This is a genomic window from Nocardia sp. NPDC050412 (assembly GCF_044458825.1).
Taxonomy (GTDB): Bacteria; Actinomycetota; Actinomycetes; order Mycobacteriales; family Mycobacteriaceae; genus Nocardia.
Genome location: NZ_JBITIJ010000011.1, coordinates 261,783 through 277,497, shown reverse-complemented (window position 1 = coordinate 277,497; position 15,715 = coordinate 261,783). Strand labels below are relative to the sequence as shown.

Below are 15,715 nucleotides of genomic sequence, written 5' to 3'. Positions count from 1 at the left end.
GCGCTACGCGCGATCGGACCGGTACCCGGCGGGACGATCGAATCGGTCGCATCCCGAACCGGCACCCCCGAGCACCGCCTGGAAAGGGATGCGACCGTTTTGGTGTTCGGTCGCAACTCGGGCCCGTTCGATCGCTGAAAAGCCCAGGTGGACGAAAAATCACCGGAAATTGTCGGTGCCCAGGGCAATACTGACTCGAGTAATGAGCCACCTCGCCCGAGCGAGCGAACCTCAGGAGAAGCATGCCCGACGCAATCGTCGCCGAGGGTCTGGTCAAGCGATACGGCCAGTTGGTCGCCCTCGATGGACTCGACCTGGCGGTGCCCGAGGGTACCGTCACCGCATTGCTCGGACCCAACGGTGCGGGCAAGACCACCACGGTCCGGGTGTTCACCACCCTGCTCATTCCGGATGCCGGCCGCGCGACCGTCGCGGGTATCGACGTGCTGCGCAATCCACAGGCCCTGCGCTCGCGCATCGGCGCGTCCGGGCAATATGCCGCCGTCGACGAATATCTCACCGGATTCGAGAACCTGGAGATGGTCGGTCGGCTCTATCACATGGGCGTGCAGCGCAGTAAGGAGCGCGCGCGGGAATTGCTGGAGCGCTTCCGACTCAGTGATGCCGCCGACCGGCCGGTCAAGGGCTATTCGGGCGGTATGCGCCGACGGCTCGACCTGGCCGGTGCACTGGTGGCCAATCCACCGGTGCTCTTCCTGGACGAGCCGACCACCGGACTCGACCCGCGTGCGCGCCTCGACCTCTGGGATGTCATCGAGGAACTGGTGGCCGGCGGCACCACGCTCTTGCTCACCACGCAGTACATGGAGGAGGCCGATCGGCTGGCCGATGCCATCGCGGTGATCGACCACGGCAAGGTGATCGCCCGCGGCACCGCGGATGAACTCAAAACGCTGGTCGGCGGCGATCGCATCGAACTCACCGTCGACCATGCCGACAATCTCGCGACCGCCCAGCAGGCGCTCGAGGGTTTGGCGGACGGGGAGATCCATCTCGAACCCGGACTGCGCCGGATCACCGTTCCGGTCAGTGACGGATCGCAGGCGCTCGTCGATGCCATCGGCCGGCTGACCACACACAATGTGCAGATCCACGATGTCGGTTTGCGTCGTCCGTCACTGGACGACGTCTTCCTCACGCTCACCGGTCACGAGGCCGAGGAGTTGATCAACGGTAACGGCGATAAGCCTGCGGATCGGCTCGAAGTAACGGAAGGACGCAAGTGATGACCGCGGCCAGCGTGGACACCAGAATTCGCATGCCACTCGGCGAACGCCTCGTCATCGTCTGCACCGACAGTGTGACCATCGCGAAGCGCAATGTCATCAAGATCAAGCGTGTACCCGACGTGCTGATCTTCTCGACGCTGTCGCCGATCATGTTCGTGCTGCTGTTCGCCTATATCTTCGGCTCGGCGATCGAGGTGCCCGGCATGTCGGGCGGCTACCGGGAGTTCCTTATCGCGGGCATCTTCGCGCAGTCGGTGGTCTTCGGCGCGACGTTCACCGGATTGGGCCTGGCCGAGGATATGCAGAAGGGCATTATCGACCGGTTCCGCTCGCTCCCGATGGCGCCGTCGGCCGTGCTGGTCGGGCGCACCATCAGCGATGTGGTGATCAATGTGGTCAGCCTGGTGGTGATGTCGGTGACCGGTTATGTCGTCGGCTGGCGGATTCGCGGATCCTTGCTCGACGCGGTGCTGGCCTATGTGCTGTTGCTGCTGTTCGCGTACGCGATCTCCTGGATCATGGCCGTGGTCGGCCTGCTGGTTCGCGCGCCCGAGGTGTTCAACAACGCCAGCTTCATGGTGATCTTCCCGCTGACGTTCCTGGCCAATACCTTCGTGCCGCTAGAGAATCTGCCGACGGCGCTGCGGGTATTCGCCGAGTGGAATCCGGTCTCAGCGGTCACCCAGGCGACCCGCGATCTGTTCGGCAATACCAGTCCGATGGCGCCGAAGTCGGACGCCTGGTCCATGCAGCATCCGGTGGCGACCACGCTGGCGTGGGTGGTGATCATCCTCGCGCTGTTCATCCCGCTCGCGCTGCGGCAGTACAAGCGCACCGTCAGCCGCTGACCGGGTGCGAGCTCTCGGTCGTCAGCGACCGTTGTCCGCGCCGGCACCTGCCAATGGGTTCGGCGCGGAGCCATTGCGGGAGTAACCGATTCGCGGCGGCGCCGGCGCCGGTTCCGGCGGTTGGGGGCGCTTGCTGCGAACCAACCAGGCCACGCCACCGGCCAGCGCGACGACGACCGCGGCGATCAGTCGGTTACGAGAACGTGCGGAGGTGAGTAGGCGCCCCAAGGTCATTCGACAACTGTGGCACATGACGGCGCATCGCGCAGTAGGGCCAGAATCATGTGATCCCTGCGTGCCTAGGGACCGGTGTGGCGAACATCGATGTCTCGCTGACTAGCATGACGGGGTGACCTCACCGAATCAGACCGCCGTGGCCACGTTGCACACCAACCACGGCGACATCAAGATCTCGCTCTTCGGTAACCACGCCCCGAAGACGGTGCGGAACTTCGTCGGCCTGGCCGATGGATCGGCACCGTACACGACGGAGAACGCCAGCGGCGGCACCTCCGGCCCGTTCTACGACGGCGTGAGTTTCCACCGGGTGATCGACGGGTTCATGATTCAAGGTGGTGACCCAACCGGCACCGGACGCGGTGGACCCGGCTACGAATTCGGCGACGAATTCCATCCGGAGCTGCGCTTCGATCGCGGCTACCTGCTGGCGATGGCGAATGCGGGACCGGGCACCAATGGTTCGCAGTTCTTCGTCACCGTCGGCGCGCAGCCGCATCTGAACCGCAAGCACACCATCTTCGGGGAGGTCGTCGACCCCGATTCGCGCAAGGTCGTGGATGCCATCGCGACCACGCCGACCGATCGCAACGACCGTCCCAAGGAAGCCGTCACCATCTCCAAGATCACTATCGAATAATCCGATGAATGCTCAACCGCCCGCACCGACGTGCGTCCGCCACCCCAATCGTCCTACGGGCCTGGCCTGCACTCGGTGCGGGCGACCGGCCTGTCCGGAATGTCTGCGACCCGCGGCAGTCGGACAGCACTGTGTCGACTGCGTCCGTCAGGCGCAGCGTGAGGTCCGGCCGGTGCGCACCGTCGCCGGTGCGCAGACCGAGCGGACCCCGATTCCGTACGTCACCTATGTGCTGATCGCGCTGAACACGATTGTCTTCGCGGTCACCGCGGGTCAATCGAAGAGTCTGGTGGAGAACACCGGGCATTCCGCGCTCTACATCGACTGGGTGCTGTATCCACCCGCGGTGGCGCACGGCCAGTACGTGCGGCTGATCGGCTCCGGCTTCCTGCACTACGGTCCGATCCACCTGCTGCTCAATATGTTCGCGCTGTATGTGGTCGGCCGCAGTATCGAGCCGGTGCTCGGACGGGCGCGCTATCTGGTGGTCTACCTGGTGGCACTGCTCGGCGGTTCGGCCGCGGTGATGGTTTTCGCCAGGGACAGCCTCACCGCGGGCGCATCGTGTGCGGTCTACGGACTGTTCGGCGCGATCACGGTGGTCCTGATCCGGGTGCGGCAGAATCCGAATCAGATGTTGATCCTCATCGGCATCAATGTCTTCATCAGCTTCTCGCTGCCCGGTATCTCGTTGGCCGGACACCTCGGCGGACTCGCCGCGGGCACTCTTGCCGCACTCGGCATTCTGTTCCTGCCGGAGTGGCTGCGCGCGAAAACACAAGAGAACGCACGACTGATCGGTTGGGCCGCAGTCGCCGCCGTTGCCGTGGCGGCACTCGCCGTCATCGTGGCCGCGGCGATATCGCTGCGGTAAATGCTTCACGTGAAACGTTGCTGCCGCGCACGTTCGGCGCGCGGCTATTGCGCCAATCCGTGTGCGACGAGGGTTTCGAAGACCTCGTCCGGACTGGTGCCGAGGTCCCAGCGGCCGAAGATCAGCAGGCGTTCATCGCCGTGGTGCTCGACGTCGATTTCGAGCATGGGATTTTTGCGGCCGAGGCGGCGATAGCCGACGACCCGGGCCCGCATGATCTGATCGCGAGTGTATTCGGTCGGTCCGGTGAGAGTGCGAACCACCAGCCGTGGCTGTGGATCGGCGGTAATGCTCAGGCGCGGGCGCTGTCGGAATCCGAGTCCGGCCAAGGCCAGCAGGCCGACCGCCGCCAATCCGATCAGCAGTCGACTCGGGCCGTCCTTCGCGAGGATGGCGGCACCGGCCAGCACCACGCCGCCGATGGTGACCGCGATGAGCCCGGCCATCGGTGTGGTCCAGGTGGTGCGTGGTTCGGGGAGCGGATCAGGCGAATCGGATTCGGGATCCACGTGTCACTTTCCCCAATCGTTCCTCGAGTTGTCCACATGGTTATCCACAGGTGTGCATGAATGACACGTCTGTAATCCCGGCGTTATGCGGATCAACGCCACCGCATCGTCATGATCAGGCCGATAACCATGAGACCGAAGCCGATCAGGAAGTTCCACGCCCCGAGATCCGCCATCCAGGTAATGCGGTCATTGGCGAGGTAGTAGACGAGCAGCCAGACCAGCCCGGCCAGCATGAAGCCGAGCATGATCACGACGTACCAGACCGGGGACGGTCCCGCCTTCACCTTGACCGGTGTGCGGCTGGCGGGATTGATCGTGTAGTCGGTCTTCTTACGGACCTTCGACTTGGGCATGTCGTCCTCGTGTTCGGCGTTCGGGTCGGATACCGGCGGGGAGATTCGGTTGAATTATGGCCGAGCTCGCGCACCACAGAACCCGATCCGGCGGGGGCCGAGACGGTCCGGGTGAGGGCTCAGGTCCCCTCCGGTCTGCCTCTAGGCTATCCCAACTGGTAATGCGCGCGACGGTCCGCCGGGTCGCCACGTAATCTCGTCAGCATGCGTGTACTGGTCGTCGACAACTACGACAGCTTCGTGTTCAACCTGGTGCAGTACCTCGGCCAGTTGGGTGCCGAGGCCGTGGTCTGGCGCAATGACGACCCGCAGTTGGCCGATCTGGATGCGGTTGTCACCGAATACGACGGCATTCTGATCAGCCCCGGTCCGGGCACCCCGGATCGGGCGGGCGCGAGCATCGATCTGGTGCACGCCTGCGCGCGGCACGGCATTCCGCTGCTCGGGGTATGCCTCGGCCATCAGGCCATCGGAGAGGCGTTCGGCGCCACCGTGACTCGCGCACCGGAGCTGCTGCACGGCAAGACCAGCTCGGTCTTCCACCTCGGCGTGGGTGTGCTGGGCGGTCTGCCCGATCCGTTCACCGCGACTCGATACCACTCGCTCACCGTTCTCGAGAACACCCTGCCCGCCGATATCGAGGTGATCGGCCGGACCGAATCCGAGATCGTGATGGCCATGCGGCACCGCACGCTGCCGATTCACGGCGTGCAGTTCCATCCCGAATCGGTGCTGACCCAGGGCGGGCATCGGATGTTGGCGAACTGGCTGGAGGTATGCGGCGAGCGTCCGTCCGAGGGGCTGGTGGAGATGCTGGAGGCGGAGGTCGCGGCACTGGTGACTCAGTGACGCGACGGCCCTATGTGCTGCTGTCCGTCGCGGTCAGTGTCGACGGATACATCGACGATGCGACCCCGGAGCGGCTGAAGCTGTCCAATGACGCGGATTTCGATCGGGTAGATCAGGTACGGGCGGAGTCCGATGCGATCCTGATCGGCGCCGAGACGCTGCGGCGCGATAATCCGCGATTGCTGGTCAACAGTGCCGACCGGCGGGCCGCGCGCGTCGCGGCCGGAAGACCGGAGTATCCGTTGAAGATTGCCGTGAGCGCACGCGGTGATCTGGATCCGGAGCTGCGTTTCTGGCACCACGGCGGTGACAAACTCGTCTACACCACAGATGCCGGTGCGTCGAAGCTCGATGATCGGTTGGCGGGTCTGGCGGAGGTGGTCCGGCTCGGTGTCGATATCGACCTCGGTGCGTTGCTCGACGATCTCGGCCGCCGCGGCATCGCCCGGCTGATGGTAGAGGGCGGCACCCGCATCCTCACGCGGTTTCTCGCAGCGGATCTGGCCGACGAATTGCAGATGGCGGTCGCGCCGATCGTCGTCGGACATGCCGCGGCGCCGCGCTTTCTCGGCCCCGCGAGCTACCCGGCCCGCCGAATGCACCTGGCTGATGTCACTCGGATCGGCGATGTCGCATTGCTGCGCTACCTGCCGCGCGAGTCCGAGGAGCAGACCGATATCCAATTCATGCGCCGGGCAATCGAACTGGCACGGCTGTGCCCGCCCAGCTCGACCGCGTTCTCCGTCGGCGCGGTAATCGTGGCCGACGGCGTCGAGATCTCGACCGGCTACTCGCGCGAGACCGACGAGAAGGTCCATGCCGAGGAGGCCGCGCTCGACAAGCTCGACGCGGACGATCCCCGGTTGGCGCGGGCGACGATTTACAGCACCCTGGAACCGTGTTCGCAGCGCGCCACCGCGGCCCGGCTGCCGTGCACCGACCGGATTCTGCGGGCCGGGATTGCACGCGTCGTCATCGCCTGGCGGGAACCGACGACCTTCGTAACCAATTGTGTCGGGGTGGAGCAGTTGCGCCAGCACGGCGTCGAGGTGGTCGAATTGACGGAGCTGGCCGAGGAGGCGATGTCGATGAATCGCCACCTGAATCTTTCCTGATCGGTCAGGGCCTGCCGTAGACCGCGGTGACGAATTCGCTGAGCTGGTTGTCGTCGAGGTGGCGTGCCAGGTCGGCCTCGCTGATCATCCCGACCAGCCGCTTGGCATCGATCACCGGCATCCGCTTGATCCGGTGACTTTCCATCGCATCGAGCACCTCTTCGACATCCGCATCGGTGGCGATCCACCGCGGCGTCGCGTCGCAGAGGTCTTCGGCACGCGTAGTGGCCGGGGATCGCCCCTGGGCAATGCATTTGACCACAATGTCGCGGTCGGTGATGATCCCGCACATCCGCTCGTTGTGGTCGGCGATGACCAGCGCGCCGACGCCGAGTTCGGCCATCACCCGCGAAGCCTTCCCGACGGTATCGTCCTTGGAAATCCACTGGGCCCCGGGTTTCATGATGTCCCTGGCAGTGGTCATGGGGCTGTCTCCTGTTCCACGGTGGGTTGGGATGAGCAGCCCCATTCTCGCGCCGATCGGACCGTGCGGTCCGCCGCTCCGCGTATTCAGACCCCTGACCTGGGCTCCGCTATTACGGCGGACCGAGGACGTAAGTGGTGATCGATACCGTTCCGTTCTTCCCGATCGCCGACCCGGCCGCAGGCTGTTGGCTGACGACCCGACCGACGCTGTTCGTATCGAAGGTGCCCTGGGTGGATTGGCTGATCTGTGCCGATGTGCCGGTCCAGCCTGCCTGCCGCAGCTTGTCCACCGCCTGCGCCGTGGTGAGGCCGATCAGGCTCGGCATGACGATGTCGCCGCTGGAAACCTGCACGGTGACTGTGGACCCCTTGTCCGCGGTGCTGCCACCCGACGGGGTGGTCGCGATGACCTCGCCCTTGGGCTTCGAGGACGGCACATCCTGGATGGTGATCTTGAATCCGGAGCTGTCCACCAGATTCGGCTGCGCGACGCTGATGTCCTGACCGACCACATTCGGCACCCGGATCTGCTCCGGTCCGGAGCCGAGGATCACGACGATGGCCCGGTCGACATCGACGCGCGAACCCGCCGACGGATCGGTGCCGATCACCTTGTCCGTCTCCTGCGCACTCGAAGGCTTGCGCTGCACATTCGGATCCATCCGCAACCCGCTCGCGTTCAGCTGTTGCTCGGCCTGCTCCTGCGTCATGCCGTCGAGGCGAGGAATCTGCACCTGCGCCGGTCCGGCAGAGACCTGCACGGTGATCGTGCTGCCCTTGTCGACCCGGGAACCGCCGAGCGGCTGGGTGGAGATGACATTGCCGGTGGCGACCTTGTTATCCGGCTTCTGCTGGATGGCCACCGTGAAGCCGAGCTTCTGCAGCGAATCCTGGGCCTGTTGCGCGGATTTGTTCGAAAGGTCGGGTATGGCGATCTGATCCGGGCGCGCGCCCGGCCCGATCAATACCCAGAACAGGGCGAACGCCACGATTACCGCCGCGGCGGCGCCGAGCGCGATATAGAGATTGCGTCGCGGACTCGCCGGTTCCGCGGGTTCCTGCTCAGCGGTGTCGTCATTGCGTTCGACGGTGCGGAAGCTGCGCGGCGCCGGTTCGTTCGAGCCGAGGATGGTGGTGCGGTCCTCGTCGGTCATCACCATCGGCGCGCTCGGCTTCTGGCCGCCGAGCACCCGGATCAGATCGGCACGCATCTCGGCGGCCGACTGGTACCGGTTGGCCGGATTCTTGCTCATCGCCTTGAGCACCACGGAATCCAATTCGCGCGGCACCCCGGTGTGTACATGCGACGGCAGCCGCGGATCCTCCCGGACGTGCTGGTAGGCGACGGCGATCGGCGAGTCACCGGTGAAAGGCGGCTCGCCGGTGAGGATTTCGAACAGCACACAGCCGACGGAATACACATCCGAGCGGGCGTCGACGGTCTCACCGCGCGCCTGCTCGGGCGAAAGATATTGCGCGGTACCGATAACGGCCGCGGTCTGGGTCATCGGGTTGGAGCTGTCGGCGAGTGCGCGCGCGATGCCGAAGTCCATCACCTTCACCGCACCGGCCCGGTTGATCATGATGTTGGCGGGCTTCATATCGCGATGCACGATTCCGGCCTTATGGCTGAAATCCAGTGCGGCGCAGACGTCGGCGACGACCTCCATGGCCCGGCGCGGTGGTATCGGACCCTTACCGCGCACGATGTCACGCAGCGTCTCACCGTCGACGTACTCCATCACGATGTACGGCAGCGGTCCGCCGTCCACCTCCGCCTCACCGGTGTCGTAGACCGCGACGATGGCCGGATGGTTCAGTGCGGCGGCGTTCTGCGCCTCGCGCTTGAAGCGCAGATAGAACGTCGGGTCGCGGGCCAGATCGGCACGCAACACCTTGATCGCGACATCTCGGCTGAGCCGTAGATCCCGCGCCTTGTGGACTTCGGACATGCCGCCGAACCCGATGATCTCACCCAGCTCGTAGCGGGAGGAGAGATTCTTCGGGGTCGTCATGGTTGTCCTTGCGGAGTAGCAGCGCCTGGAGTGGCCGAGGGTCCTCGGGCACCGGGACTATCCGGAAATGGTAAATCGAGCGTAGGGAACCACGAGCTTCTTGTGGTGGTCGACGGACTCGTTGTCTTCGACGACTTCGTCGTGGTCGGCGCTGTGGTGGTCGGTGTTGTGGTCGGCGGCTGCGTCGTCGTCGTGGGTTCCGCGGTCGGCGGCGGTGGCGGAGCCGGTCTGGTCGTGGTGATGACGGTCGTCGGCGGCTCGGTTGTCGTGGTCGGCGGTGTGGTGACCGGTGGTGGCGGCGCGACTTTCGACGTGCTGGTGGCAGGGCGCACGGTATCCGGATTGGTATCGCCGCCGAACAGCAGCCACAGCACCAGACCGACGAGCAGCACCGCGCCGACCGCGACGGCAGCGCCGACCTTCTGGCCGGTGGTAAACCTCGAGGTCTCCGGATCGGGCCCGGGATTGGTGCGCGTGGCGCCGGAGCTCATCACAGTCCTGGGCGCGGGCGTTTGTCTGGTCGAAGCAGCGCCCCCTACCCCCATCGGGGTGGCCGGGGTGTTGTACCGGACCGTCGGGCCATCGTGGTCATGCGACGGCAGAATCACGGTCGGACCTGGCGGCAGCACCCGGGTCGCACCGGTCGCCGTCGGTGTGCCGGTGGCGATCGGCGGTGGTGGGCGGCGTCCGGCGCGCACGGCGGCAACGGCATCGGCGAATTCGCCGCCGCTGGCATAGCGCAGGGCCGGATCCTTGCCCATGGTGATCTCGATCAGCTCGCGCACATTGGGCGGCAGATCCGACGGCATCGGCGGCGGGGCCTCGCGCACATGTTTCATCGCGACGGTGATCGCACCATCACCGGTGAACGGCCGCTGCCCGGCCAGCGCCTCGTAGCCGACCACACCGAGTGCGTACACATCACTGGCCGAGGTCGCGTCCTCGCCGACCGCCTGCTCGGGCGCGATGTACTGGGCGGTGCCCATCACCATGCCGGTCTTGGTCACCGGGGAGGCGTCGACCGCCTTGGCGATGCCGAAGTCGGTGATCTTCACCTGACCGGTCGGCGTGACGAGGATATTGCCCGGCTTAACGTCACGGTGCACGACGCCCGCGGCGTGCGCCACCTCGAGTGCGCGACCGGTCTGCTCCAGCATGTCCAGACCCTGGACCACCGAAAGTCGGCCCAGCCGGTTCAGCACCGTATTGAGCGGTTCGCCCTGCACCAATTCCATGACCAGATAGGCGGTTTCCCCGCCGCTGGGATCCATGGTTTCGCCGTAGTCGTAGATTCCGGCGATACCCGGGTGATTCAGCTGGGCCGTGGTCTTGGCCTCACTGCGGAACCGATGCCGGAAGGTCGGGTCGGCGGAGAACTCGGATTTGAGCACCTTCACCGCAACCCGGCGGTCCAGCCGGGTGTCGAGTGCCTCCCATACCTGACCCATACCGCCCGTGGCGATCAGGCGTTGCAGCCGATATCGGTCGGCGATCATCGCGCCGTTGTTCAGCATCCCGGCCCCCGTACATCCACTCGCACGTTCATATCCCTCAGCGCCCTCGCAAACCGGCGTCCAACACCGCGCGGGCAATCGGCGCGGCCACCGAGCCACCGGTCGCGGCCAACGCCCGGTCGCCGCCGTTCTCCACGATCACCGCGATGGCGATCTTGGGGTTCTGGGCGGGCGCGAAGGCGATGTACCAGGCGTGTGGTGGCGTATTGCGCGGATTGCTTCCGTGTTCGGCGGTTCCGGTCTTAGAGGCGATTTGGTACCGGGTCTGGCCGTGTCCGACGGTGTTGTCCTCCGACGCGATCATCAGGTTGGTCAGCGTCGACGCTACCTGGGCGCTGACAGCTTGGCCGACCGAGACCGGTTTATTTTTCGAGAGCTCGCTCAGATCGGGTCCCTGCAGTTGGTCGACCAGGTACGGCTCCATGCGGACGCCGCCGTTCGCGATGGTCGCGGCGATGACCGCATTGTCCAGTGGGGTGAGTGCGACATCGCGCTGGCCGATGCTGCTCTGGGCCAGCGCGCCATTGTCCGGAATCGTACCGACGGTGCTCTCCGCGACCGGAATCGGGATGCCGCGGTGCGCGCCGATGCCGAATGCGGCGGCCTCGTCCTTGAGGTTGGAGGAGCCGACCTTGAGTCCGAGTTCGACGAATGCGGTATTGCAGGATCTGCGGAACGCCTCGGTGAGCGTCGCGGTGGGCCCGCTGCCGCAGGTGGTGCCGTTGTAGTTCTCCAGCGTCGTGGTTGTCCCCGGCAATGTGATGTTCGGCGCGGCGGTGAACTGGTCGTCCGGGTTTGCGGTGCCGTTGGCCAACGCGGCGGCGGTGAGGACCACCTTGAAGGTGGAGCCCGGCGGATAGGTCTGCGACACAGCACGATTCAACATGGGTTGGCGCTGGTCCGCACTCAGCTCTTCCCAAGACTTGGTGCCCTGGGCGCCATCGTGCCCGGACAACAGGTTCGGGTCGTAGCTGGGGGTGGACACCATGGTGAGAATCTTGCCGGTACTCGGCTCGATCGCCACCACCGAACCGGTGTAGCCCTTGGCGGTCAACTGTTCGTAGGCGGTCTGCTGCATCACCGGGTCCAGCGTGGTGAGCACATTGCCGCCGCGCGGATCACGACCGGAGATCATATCGATCAGGCGGCGTCCGAACAGCGCATTGTCCGAACCGTTCAGCACCGTATCCTCGGCGCGCTCCAGACCCGTGCTGCCGTACTGCATCGAGTAGAAGCCGGTGGCCGGTGCGTACGCTTCCGGGTCGGTGGGGTAGGTGCGCAGGTACTTGTAACGGTCGTCGGTGGCGACCGAACTGGCCAGTACCGTACCGCCCGCGGAGATCTGCCCGCGCTGGCGGGCGTATTCGTCGAGCAGCACGCGTGAGTTGCGTGGATCGGTGCGGTAGTCGTCGGCCTTGATCACCTGCACATAGGTGGCATTGAGCAGCAGCGCGACGATCATGAGCATCACCGCGACCGCGACCCGTCGTAGCGGCGTGTTCATTCCTGCGGCCTCGCTTCCGGTTTGCGCAGAAGCTCGGTGGTCGCATCCGCGATCGGGGCCACCGGATCCTTCTTGCGCACCGGCGCCGGGGCACGTGCCGCGTCGGAGACCTTGATCAACAGTGCCAGTAGGGCGTAGTTGGCCAGCAGCGACGAACCGCCGTAGGACATGAACGGCGTGGTGAGACCGGTCAGCGGAATCAGTTTGGTGACACCGCCGACCACCACGAACAGCTGGATGGCGATGGTGAACGACAACCCGGCGGCCAGCAGTTTGCCGAAGCTGTCACGCACGGCCAGTGCGGTCCGCAGACCGCGCACCACGAACACCAGGAACAGCAGCAGCACCGCGGCAAGTCCGAACAGGCCGAGTTCCTCGCCGATGGTGGTGATGATGAAGTCGGTCTTGGCGAAGGGCACCTGCGATGGCCGTCCGCTGCCCAGGCCGGTGCCCGCCAATCCGCCGGTGGCCAGGCCGAACAGCGACTGCGAGATCTGGTAGCCGGTGTTGTTGTAATCCGCGAACGGGTGCAACCAGGTCTGGGTGCGCACGCGCACATGACTGAAGGCCTGGTAGGCGAAGAAGAATCCGATGCACAGCAGTGCGCCGCCGATGACGAGCCAGCCGACCCGTTCGGTCGCGATATAGAGCATCACCAGCACCGTGCTGAAGATCAACAGTGAAGTGCCGAGGTCCTTTTCGAAGACCAGCACGCCGATGCAGACGATCCAGACCACCAGAATCGGGCCGAGGTCGCGGGCGCGCGGGAACTCCATGCCGAGGAAATGCCGACCGGCCGCGGTGAACAGATCGCGCTTGGCGACCAGCACCGAGGCGAAGAAGATGATCAGCAGGATCTTTGCGAATTCACCCGGCTGCACGCTCAATCCGGGCAGTCTGATCCAGATCTTGGAGCCGTTGGTCTCCGAATACGCCCCGGGCAGCAATGCCGGAATCGCCAGCGCGACAAGGCCTACCAGGCCCAGGGTATAGCTGTATTTGGCCAGCGTGCGGTAATCGTTCAGCACGACCAGGATCGCGATGAAGATGATCATCCCCAGACCGGTCCACAGGATCTGTTGATTGGCGTCGGGGGAGGGGATGGGCCAGGAATTGTAGGCGGCGGTCTGCGCATCGGCGAGATCGAGCCGATGGATCAGCACCAAGCCGAGTCCGTTGAGCAGCGCGGCGATCGGTAAGAGCAGCGGATCGGCGAACGGTGCGAAGCGCCGCACCGCGAGATGCGCCACCGCGAAGAGGGCCAGATAGGCGAGACCGTACTTGGCGATATCCCAGGTGACCGATTGTTCCTGACTCGCCTCGACAAGGAACAGCGAAACGGTGACGATGCCCGTCGCACCGGCGAGCAAGATGAGTTCGGCATTGCGCTTCGTCGACGGCGGCGGCGCTGGCGCGAATCCGCCGGGGGGACTGGGAAAGGCCCCAGCGGACGGTGGTGCCGGAGCGGACATCAGTCCGTCACCCGGCAAGGCTCCCCCGCCGTCTGGGGGTTCGGCGACGCCGTCGCCGTCGGGGTCTTGGCGTCGGGGCTCTTGGTCTCGGCCGGCTGCGGTTCGGGCGCGGGCGCCCGGTTCTCGGTGGTCGGCGCGACCGTGGTCGGCGCGGATGCACCGGGCTGCGTCGGCGGTTCGCTGGGCGGCACGACGCCGGGCTGCGGCACCGGCTCCTTGGACGGGCAGGCACGCAGCAGTTCGTTGCGCGCCAGCATCTGCATCTGCTTGCGCGCCTCGTCCAGCGAACCCGGCGGCAGTCCCTTGTCGACCTGGTCGTGTCCGGTCTGCTTGAGATCGGAAACCTTGAGCACCTTGCATTTCGCCGGCAGACTCTCGCCCGGCTGCAGCAGGGTGAGGGAGCCGGTCGGGTCGACACAGGCGATCGTTTCGACCTCGTGGATCGAGTAACCCAGCACCGAACCCGGCAGGCCACGCATGATGACGACCTGGTCGTTATCCGCGCCGACGTAGTAGTTGCTGCGAATCATGTTGTAGCCGACCAGCAGTCCGATTGCCGCGGCCAGCACCAGGGCGGCGGCGAGTAGAATCCAGCGCAGCTTATGCGATTTGCCCTGCGGCGGCGTCTGCGGTGTGGCGGCGGCCCTGCGCGGTTCGGCCCGCGGTGGACGCATCGCGGCGGCCCGCCCGGCGGCGGTATTGGGCGGTGGGGTGTCCTCGTCCTGACCTGATGCCGCGCCCGCGACGATCGGATGGCTCTGCCCGTAGTCCAGATCTATGACATCGGCGACGACCACAGTGACGTTATCCGGACCGCCGCTGCGCAAGGCGAGTTCGATGAGCCGGTCGGCACATTCGTCGGTGCTGCCCTCGCGCATGGTGTTGGCGATGGTCTCATCGCTGACCACATCGGACAGACCGTCGGAGCACAGCAGATAGCGATCACCGGCGCGGGCTTCGCGCATGATCAGCGTCGGCTCGATCTCGTTGCCGGTCAGGGCGCGCATGATCAGCGAACGTTGCGGATGGGTGTGCGCCTGCTCGGGGGTGATCCGGCCCTCGTCGACCAGCGACTGGACGAAGGTGTCGTCGCGGGTGATCTGGGCCAGCTCGCCGCCGCGCAGCAGATACGCGCGCGAGTCGCCGATGTGGACCAGGCCGAGTTTTTTGCCCGCGAACAGGATTGCGGTGAGCGTGGTGCCCATGCCGTCCAGTTCGGGCTCTTCCTCGACGTGATCGGCAATGGCGGCATTGCCCTCGTGGACGGCGGTATTGAGCTTGCCGAGCAGATCGTCGCCTGGTTCGTCGTCGTCGAGGTGGGCGAGCGCGGCGATCATCAACTGCGACGCCACCTCGCCGGCGGCGTGGCCGCCCATACCGTCGGCTAGTGCGAGCAGCCGTGCGCCCGCATAGACGGAGTCCTCGTTGTTGCCTCGGACAAGACCGCGGTCGCTACGCGCTGCGTAGCGGAGAACAAGTGTCACGATCGCAGCTCGATCACTGTTTTGCCGACACGGACGGGGGTGCCGAGTGGAACTCGGACTGCGGTGGTGACTTTCGCGCGGTCGAGGTAGGTGCCGTTCGTCGAGCCGAGGTCTTCGACGTACCAGTCGTCACCGCGCGGCGAGAGCCGCGCATGTCTGGTCGAGGCGTAATCATCGGTGAGTACCAGCGTTGAGTCGTCCGCACGTCCGATCAGCACCGGTTGGGTGCCGAGCGAGATGCGAGTGCCGGCGAGTGAACCTTGAGTCACCACAAGAAATTTGGCGCCCTTCTGGCCTCGGCTGAAAGACGGCAGCACCGCGGAACCGCGTGCGGCCCTGGGCTGGATCCGGATGCCGGATGCCGCGTAGATGTCGCTGCGCAGGGTGCGCAATACCGCCCACACGAATAACCACAGCAGCAGCAGGAACCCCGCACGGGTCAATTGCAGGATCAGTCCCTGCACGGCGCTCCACCTCCTGTTCGACCGTGTATCGGTGCCCGTAGGTGCGAGTTCGCCCCCACCGGCTTGCTGGTTTCGCGAGCCCCGGTCCTGGCGACGCGCGTGTGTTGGCAGCATCATAGGGCCGTGGGTCGAGTTCGATCACGATACGGCGGCAGAAT

The 15,715-nt window shown here is 65.5% G+C and carries 16 protein-coding genes; 6 read left to right on the top strand and 10 right to left on the bottom strand.

Features of this window, described 5'->3' with window-relative positions; all coding sequences use genetic code 11:
• Positions 1 to 242: 242 nt before the first annotated feature.
• Both ACIBI6_RS29265 and ACIBI6_RS29260 read left to right on the top strand, forming a co-directional pair.
• The gene (locus ACIBI6_RS29265; RefSeq protein ID WP_364350803.1) at positions 243 to 1,247 is read left to right on the top strand and encodes an ATP-binding cassette domain-containing protein; all 1,005 of its coding nucleotides are present in this window, start codon (positions 243 to 245) and stop codon (positions 1,245 to 1,247) included.
• 32 nt (positions 1,248 to 1,279) lie between these two features.
• Positions 1,280 to 2,098, top strand: a complete 819-nt coding sequence (locus tag ACIBI6_RS29260) for an ABC transporter permease (protein ID WP_364351121.1) — start codon at positions 1,280 to 1,282, stop codon at positions 2,096 to 2,098.
• Positions 2,099 to 2,119: 21 nt separating this feature from the next.
• On the opposite strand, the gene ACIBI6_RS29255 is transcribed toward ACIBI6_RS29260, so the two are convergent.
• Positions 2,120 to 2,332: a hypothetical protein gene (locus tag ACIBI6_RS29255; RefSeq protein ID WP_063044151.1), complete on the bottom strand. Its 213-nt coding sequence runs from the start codon at positions 2,330 to 2,332 to the stop codon at positions 2,120 to 2,122.
• Positions 2,333 to 2,447: 115 nt separating this feature from the next.
• Here ACIBI6_RS29255 and ACIBI6_RS29250 point away from each other — a divergent pair, with 115 nt between their 5' ends.
• Together ACIBI6_RS29250 and ACIBI6_RS29245 are read left to right on the top strand one after the other, a co-directional pair.
• Positions 2,448 to 2,975: a peptidylprolyl isomerase gene (locus ACIBI6_RS29250; protein ID WP_364350808.1), complete on the top strand. Its 528-nt coding sequence runs from the start codon at positions 2,448 to 2,450 to the stop codon at positions 2,973 to 2,975.
• A 4-nt stretch (positions 2,976 to 2,979) separates the two neighbouring features.
• Positions 2,980 to 3,849, top strand: coding sequence for a rhomboid family intramembrane serine protease (locus ACIBI6_RS29245; RefSeq protein ID WP_364350812.1), 870 nt, complete (start codon positions 2,980 to 2,982; stop codon positions 3,847 to 3,849).
• A 44-nt stretch (positions 3,850 to 3,893) separates the two neighbouring features.
• Here the strand turns inward: ACIBI6_RS29245 and ACIBI6_RS29240 are convergent, their stop codons facing one another.
• Together ACIBI6_RS29240 and crgA are read right to left on the bottom strand one after the other, a co-directional pair.
• The gene (locus ACIBI6_RS29240) at positions 3,894 to 4,358 is read right to left on the bottom strand and encodes a PH domain-containing protein (protein WP_396958489.1); all 465 of its coding nucleotides are present in this window, start codon (positions 4,356 to 4,358) and stop codon (positions 3,894 to 3,896) included.
• 92 nt (positions 4,359 to 4,450) lie between these two features.
• Positions 4,451 to 4,714, bottom strand: a complete 264-nt coding sequence (crgA, locus tag ACIBI6_RS29235; RefSeq protein WP_364350815.1) for a cell division protein CrgA — start codon at positions 4,712 to 4,714, stop codon at positions 4,451 to 4,453.
• Between the two features lie 204 nt (positions 4,715 to 4,918).
• Here crgA and ACIBI6_RS29230 point away from each other — a divergent pair, with 204 nt between their 5' ends.
• Both ACIBI6_RS29230 and ACIBI6_RS29225 read left to right on the top strand, forming a co-directional pair.
• The gene (locus ACIBI6_RS29230; RefSeq protein ID WP_364350818.1) at positions 4,919 to 5,563 is read left to right on the top strand and encodes an aminodeoxychorismate/anthranilate synthase component II; all 645 of its coding nucleotides are present in this window, start codon (positions 4,919 to 4,921) and stop codon (positions 5,561 to 5,563) included.
• On the top strand, positions 5,560 to 6,678 hold the full coding sequence (locus tag ACIBI6_RS29225) for a dihydrofolate reductase family protein (protein WP_396958487.1): 1,119 nt from the start codon (positions 5,560 to 5,562) through the stop codon (positions 6,676 to 6,678). The genes ACIBI6_RS29230 and ACIBI6_RS29225 overlap by 4 nt, the downstream gene beginning before the upstream one ends.
• A gap of 4 nt (positions 6,679 to 6,682) precedes the next feature.
• Here the strand turns inward: ACIBI6_RS29225 and ACIBI6_RS29220 are convergent, their stop codons facing one another.
• The 7 genes from ACIBI6_RS29220 to ACIBI6_RS29190 all read right to left on the bottom strand — a co-directional run bounded on the left by ACIBI6_RS29220 (position 6,683) and on the right by ACIBI6_RS29190 (position 15,557).
• Positions 6,683 to 7,102: a CBS domain-containing protein gene (locus ACIBI6_RS29220; RefSeq protein ID WP_396958485.1), complete on the bottom strand. Its 420-nt coding sequence runs from the start codon at positions 7,100 to 7,102 to the stop codon at positions 6,683 to 6,685.
• 112 nt (positions 7,103 to 7,214) lie between these two features.
• Positions 7,215 to 9,119 carry a Stk1 family PASTA domain-containing Ser/Thr kinase gene (pknB, locus tag ACIBI6_RS29215; protein ID WP_396958484.1) on the bottom strand — a complete coding sequence of 635 codons (1,905 nt, stop codon included), beginning with the start codon at positions 9,117 to 9,119 and terminating at the stop codon, positions 7,215 to 7,217.
• On the bottom strand, positions 9,116 to 10,633 hold the full coding sequence (locus tag ACIBI6_RS29210) for a serine/threonine-protein kinase (protein WP_396958482.1): 1,518 nt from the start codon (positions 10,631 to 10,633) through the stop codon (positions 9,116 to 9,118). The genes pknB and ACIBI6_RS29210 overlap by 4 nt, the downstream gene beginning before the upstream one ends.
• Before the next feature lie 37 nt (positions 10,634 to 10,670).
• Positions 10,671 to 12,137, bottom strand: a complete 1,467-nt coding sequence (locus ACIBI6_RS29205) for a peptidoglycan D,D-transpeptidase FtsI family protein (protein ID WP_396958480.1) — start codon at positions 12,135 to 12,137, stop codon at positions 10,671 to 10,673.
• The gene (locus tag ACIBI6_RS29200) at positions 12,134 to 13,609 is read right to left on the bottom strand and encodes an FtsW/RodA/SpoVE family cell cycle protein (RefSeq protein ID WP_364350837.1); all 1,476 of its coding nucleotides are present in this window, start codon (positions 13,607 to 13,609) and stop codon (positions 12,134 to 12,136) included. Before ACIBI6_RS29200 ends, ACIBI6_RS29205 begins: the two co-directional genes overlap by 4 nt.
• Positions 13,609 to 15,093, bottom strand: a complete 1,485-nt coding sequence (locus tag ACIBI6_RS29195) for a protein phosphatase 2C domain-containing protein (protein ID WP_364350840.1) — start codon at positions 15,091 to 15,093, stop codon at positions 13,609 to 13,611. The genes ACIBI6_RS29200 and ACIBI6_RS29195 overlap by 1 nt, the downstream gene beginning before the upstream one ends.
• Positions 15,090 to 15,557 carry an FHA domain-containing protein gene (locus ACIBI6_RS29190; protein WP_014980860.1) on the bottom strand — a complete coding sequence of 156 codons (468 nt, stop codon included), beginning with the start codon at positions 15,555 to 15,557 and terminating at the stop codon, positions 15,090 to 15,092. The genes ACIBI6_RS29195 and ACIBI6_RS29190 overlap by 4 nt, the downstream gene beginning before the upstream one ends.
• Between the last annotated feature and the right edge of the window lie 158 nt (positions 15,558 to 15,715).

What these genes read in the sequence shown, in the direction of transcription:
- ACIBI6_RS29265 (WP_364350803.1), top strand. Translation starts at nt 243, where the DNA reads ATGCCCGACGCAATCGTCGCCGAGGGTCTGGTCAAGCGATACGGCCAG.
- ACIBI6_RS29260 (WP_364351121.1), top strand. Translation starts at nt 1,280, where the DNA reads ATGCCACTCGGCGAACGCCTCGTCATCGTCTGCACCGACAGTGTGACC.
- ACIBI6_RS29255 (WP_063044151.1), bottom strand. Translation starts at nt 2,332, where the DNA reads ATGACCTTGGGGCGCCTACTCACCTCCGCACGTTCTCGTAACCGACTG.
- ACIBI6_RS29245 (WP_364350812.1), top strand. Translation starts at nt 2,980, where the DNA reads ATGAATGCTCAACCGCCCGCACCGACGTGCGTCCGCCACCCCAATCGT.
- crgA (WP_364350815.1), bottom strand. Translation starts at nt 4,714, where the DNA reads ATGCCCAAGTCGAAGGTCCGTAAGAAGACCGACTACACGATCAATCCC.
- ACIBI6_RS29230 (WP_364350818.1), top strand. Translation starts at nt 4,919, where the DNA reads ATGCGTGTACTGGTCGTCGACAACTACGACAGCTTCGTGTTCAACCTG.
- ACIBI6_RS29220 (WP_396958485.1), bottom strand. Translation starts at nt 7,102, where the DNA reads ATGACCACTGCCAGGGACATCATGAAACCCGGGGCCCAGTGGATTTCC.
- pknB (WP_396958484.1), bottom strand. Translation starts at nt 9,119, where the DNA reads ATGACGACCCCGAAGAATCTCTCCTCCCGCTACGAGCTGGGTGAGATC.
- ACIBI6_RS29210 (WP_396958482.1), bottom strand. Translation starts at nt 10,633, where the DNA reads ATGCTGAACAACGGCGCGATGATCGCCGACCGATATCGGCTGCAACGC.
- ACIBI6_RS29205 (WP_396958480.1), bottom strand. Translation starts at nt 12,137, where the DNA reads ATGAACACGCCGCTACGACGGGTCGCGGTCGCGGTGATGCTCATGATC.
- ACIBI6_RS29200 (WP_364350837.1), bottom strand. Translation starts at nt 13,609, where the DNA reads ATGTCCGCTCCGGCACCACCGTCCGCTGGGGCCTTTCCCAGTCCCCCC.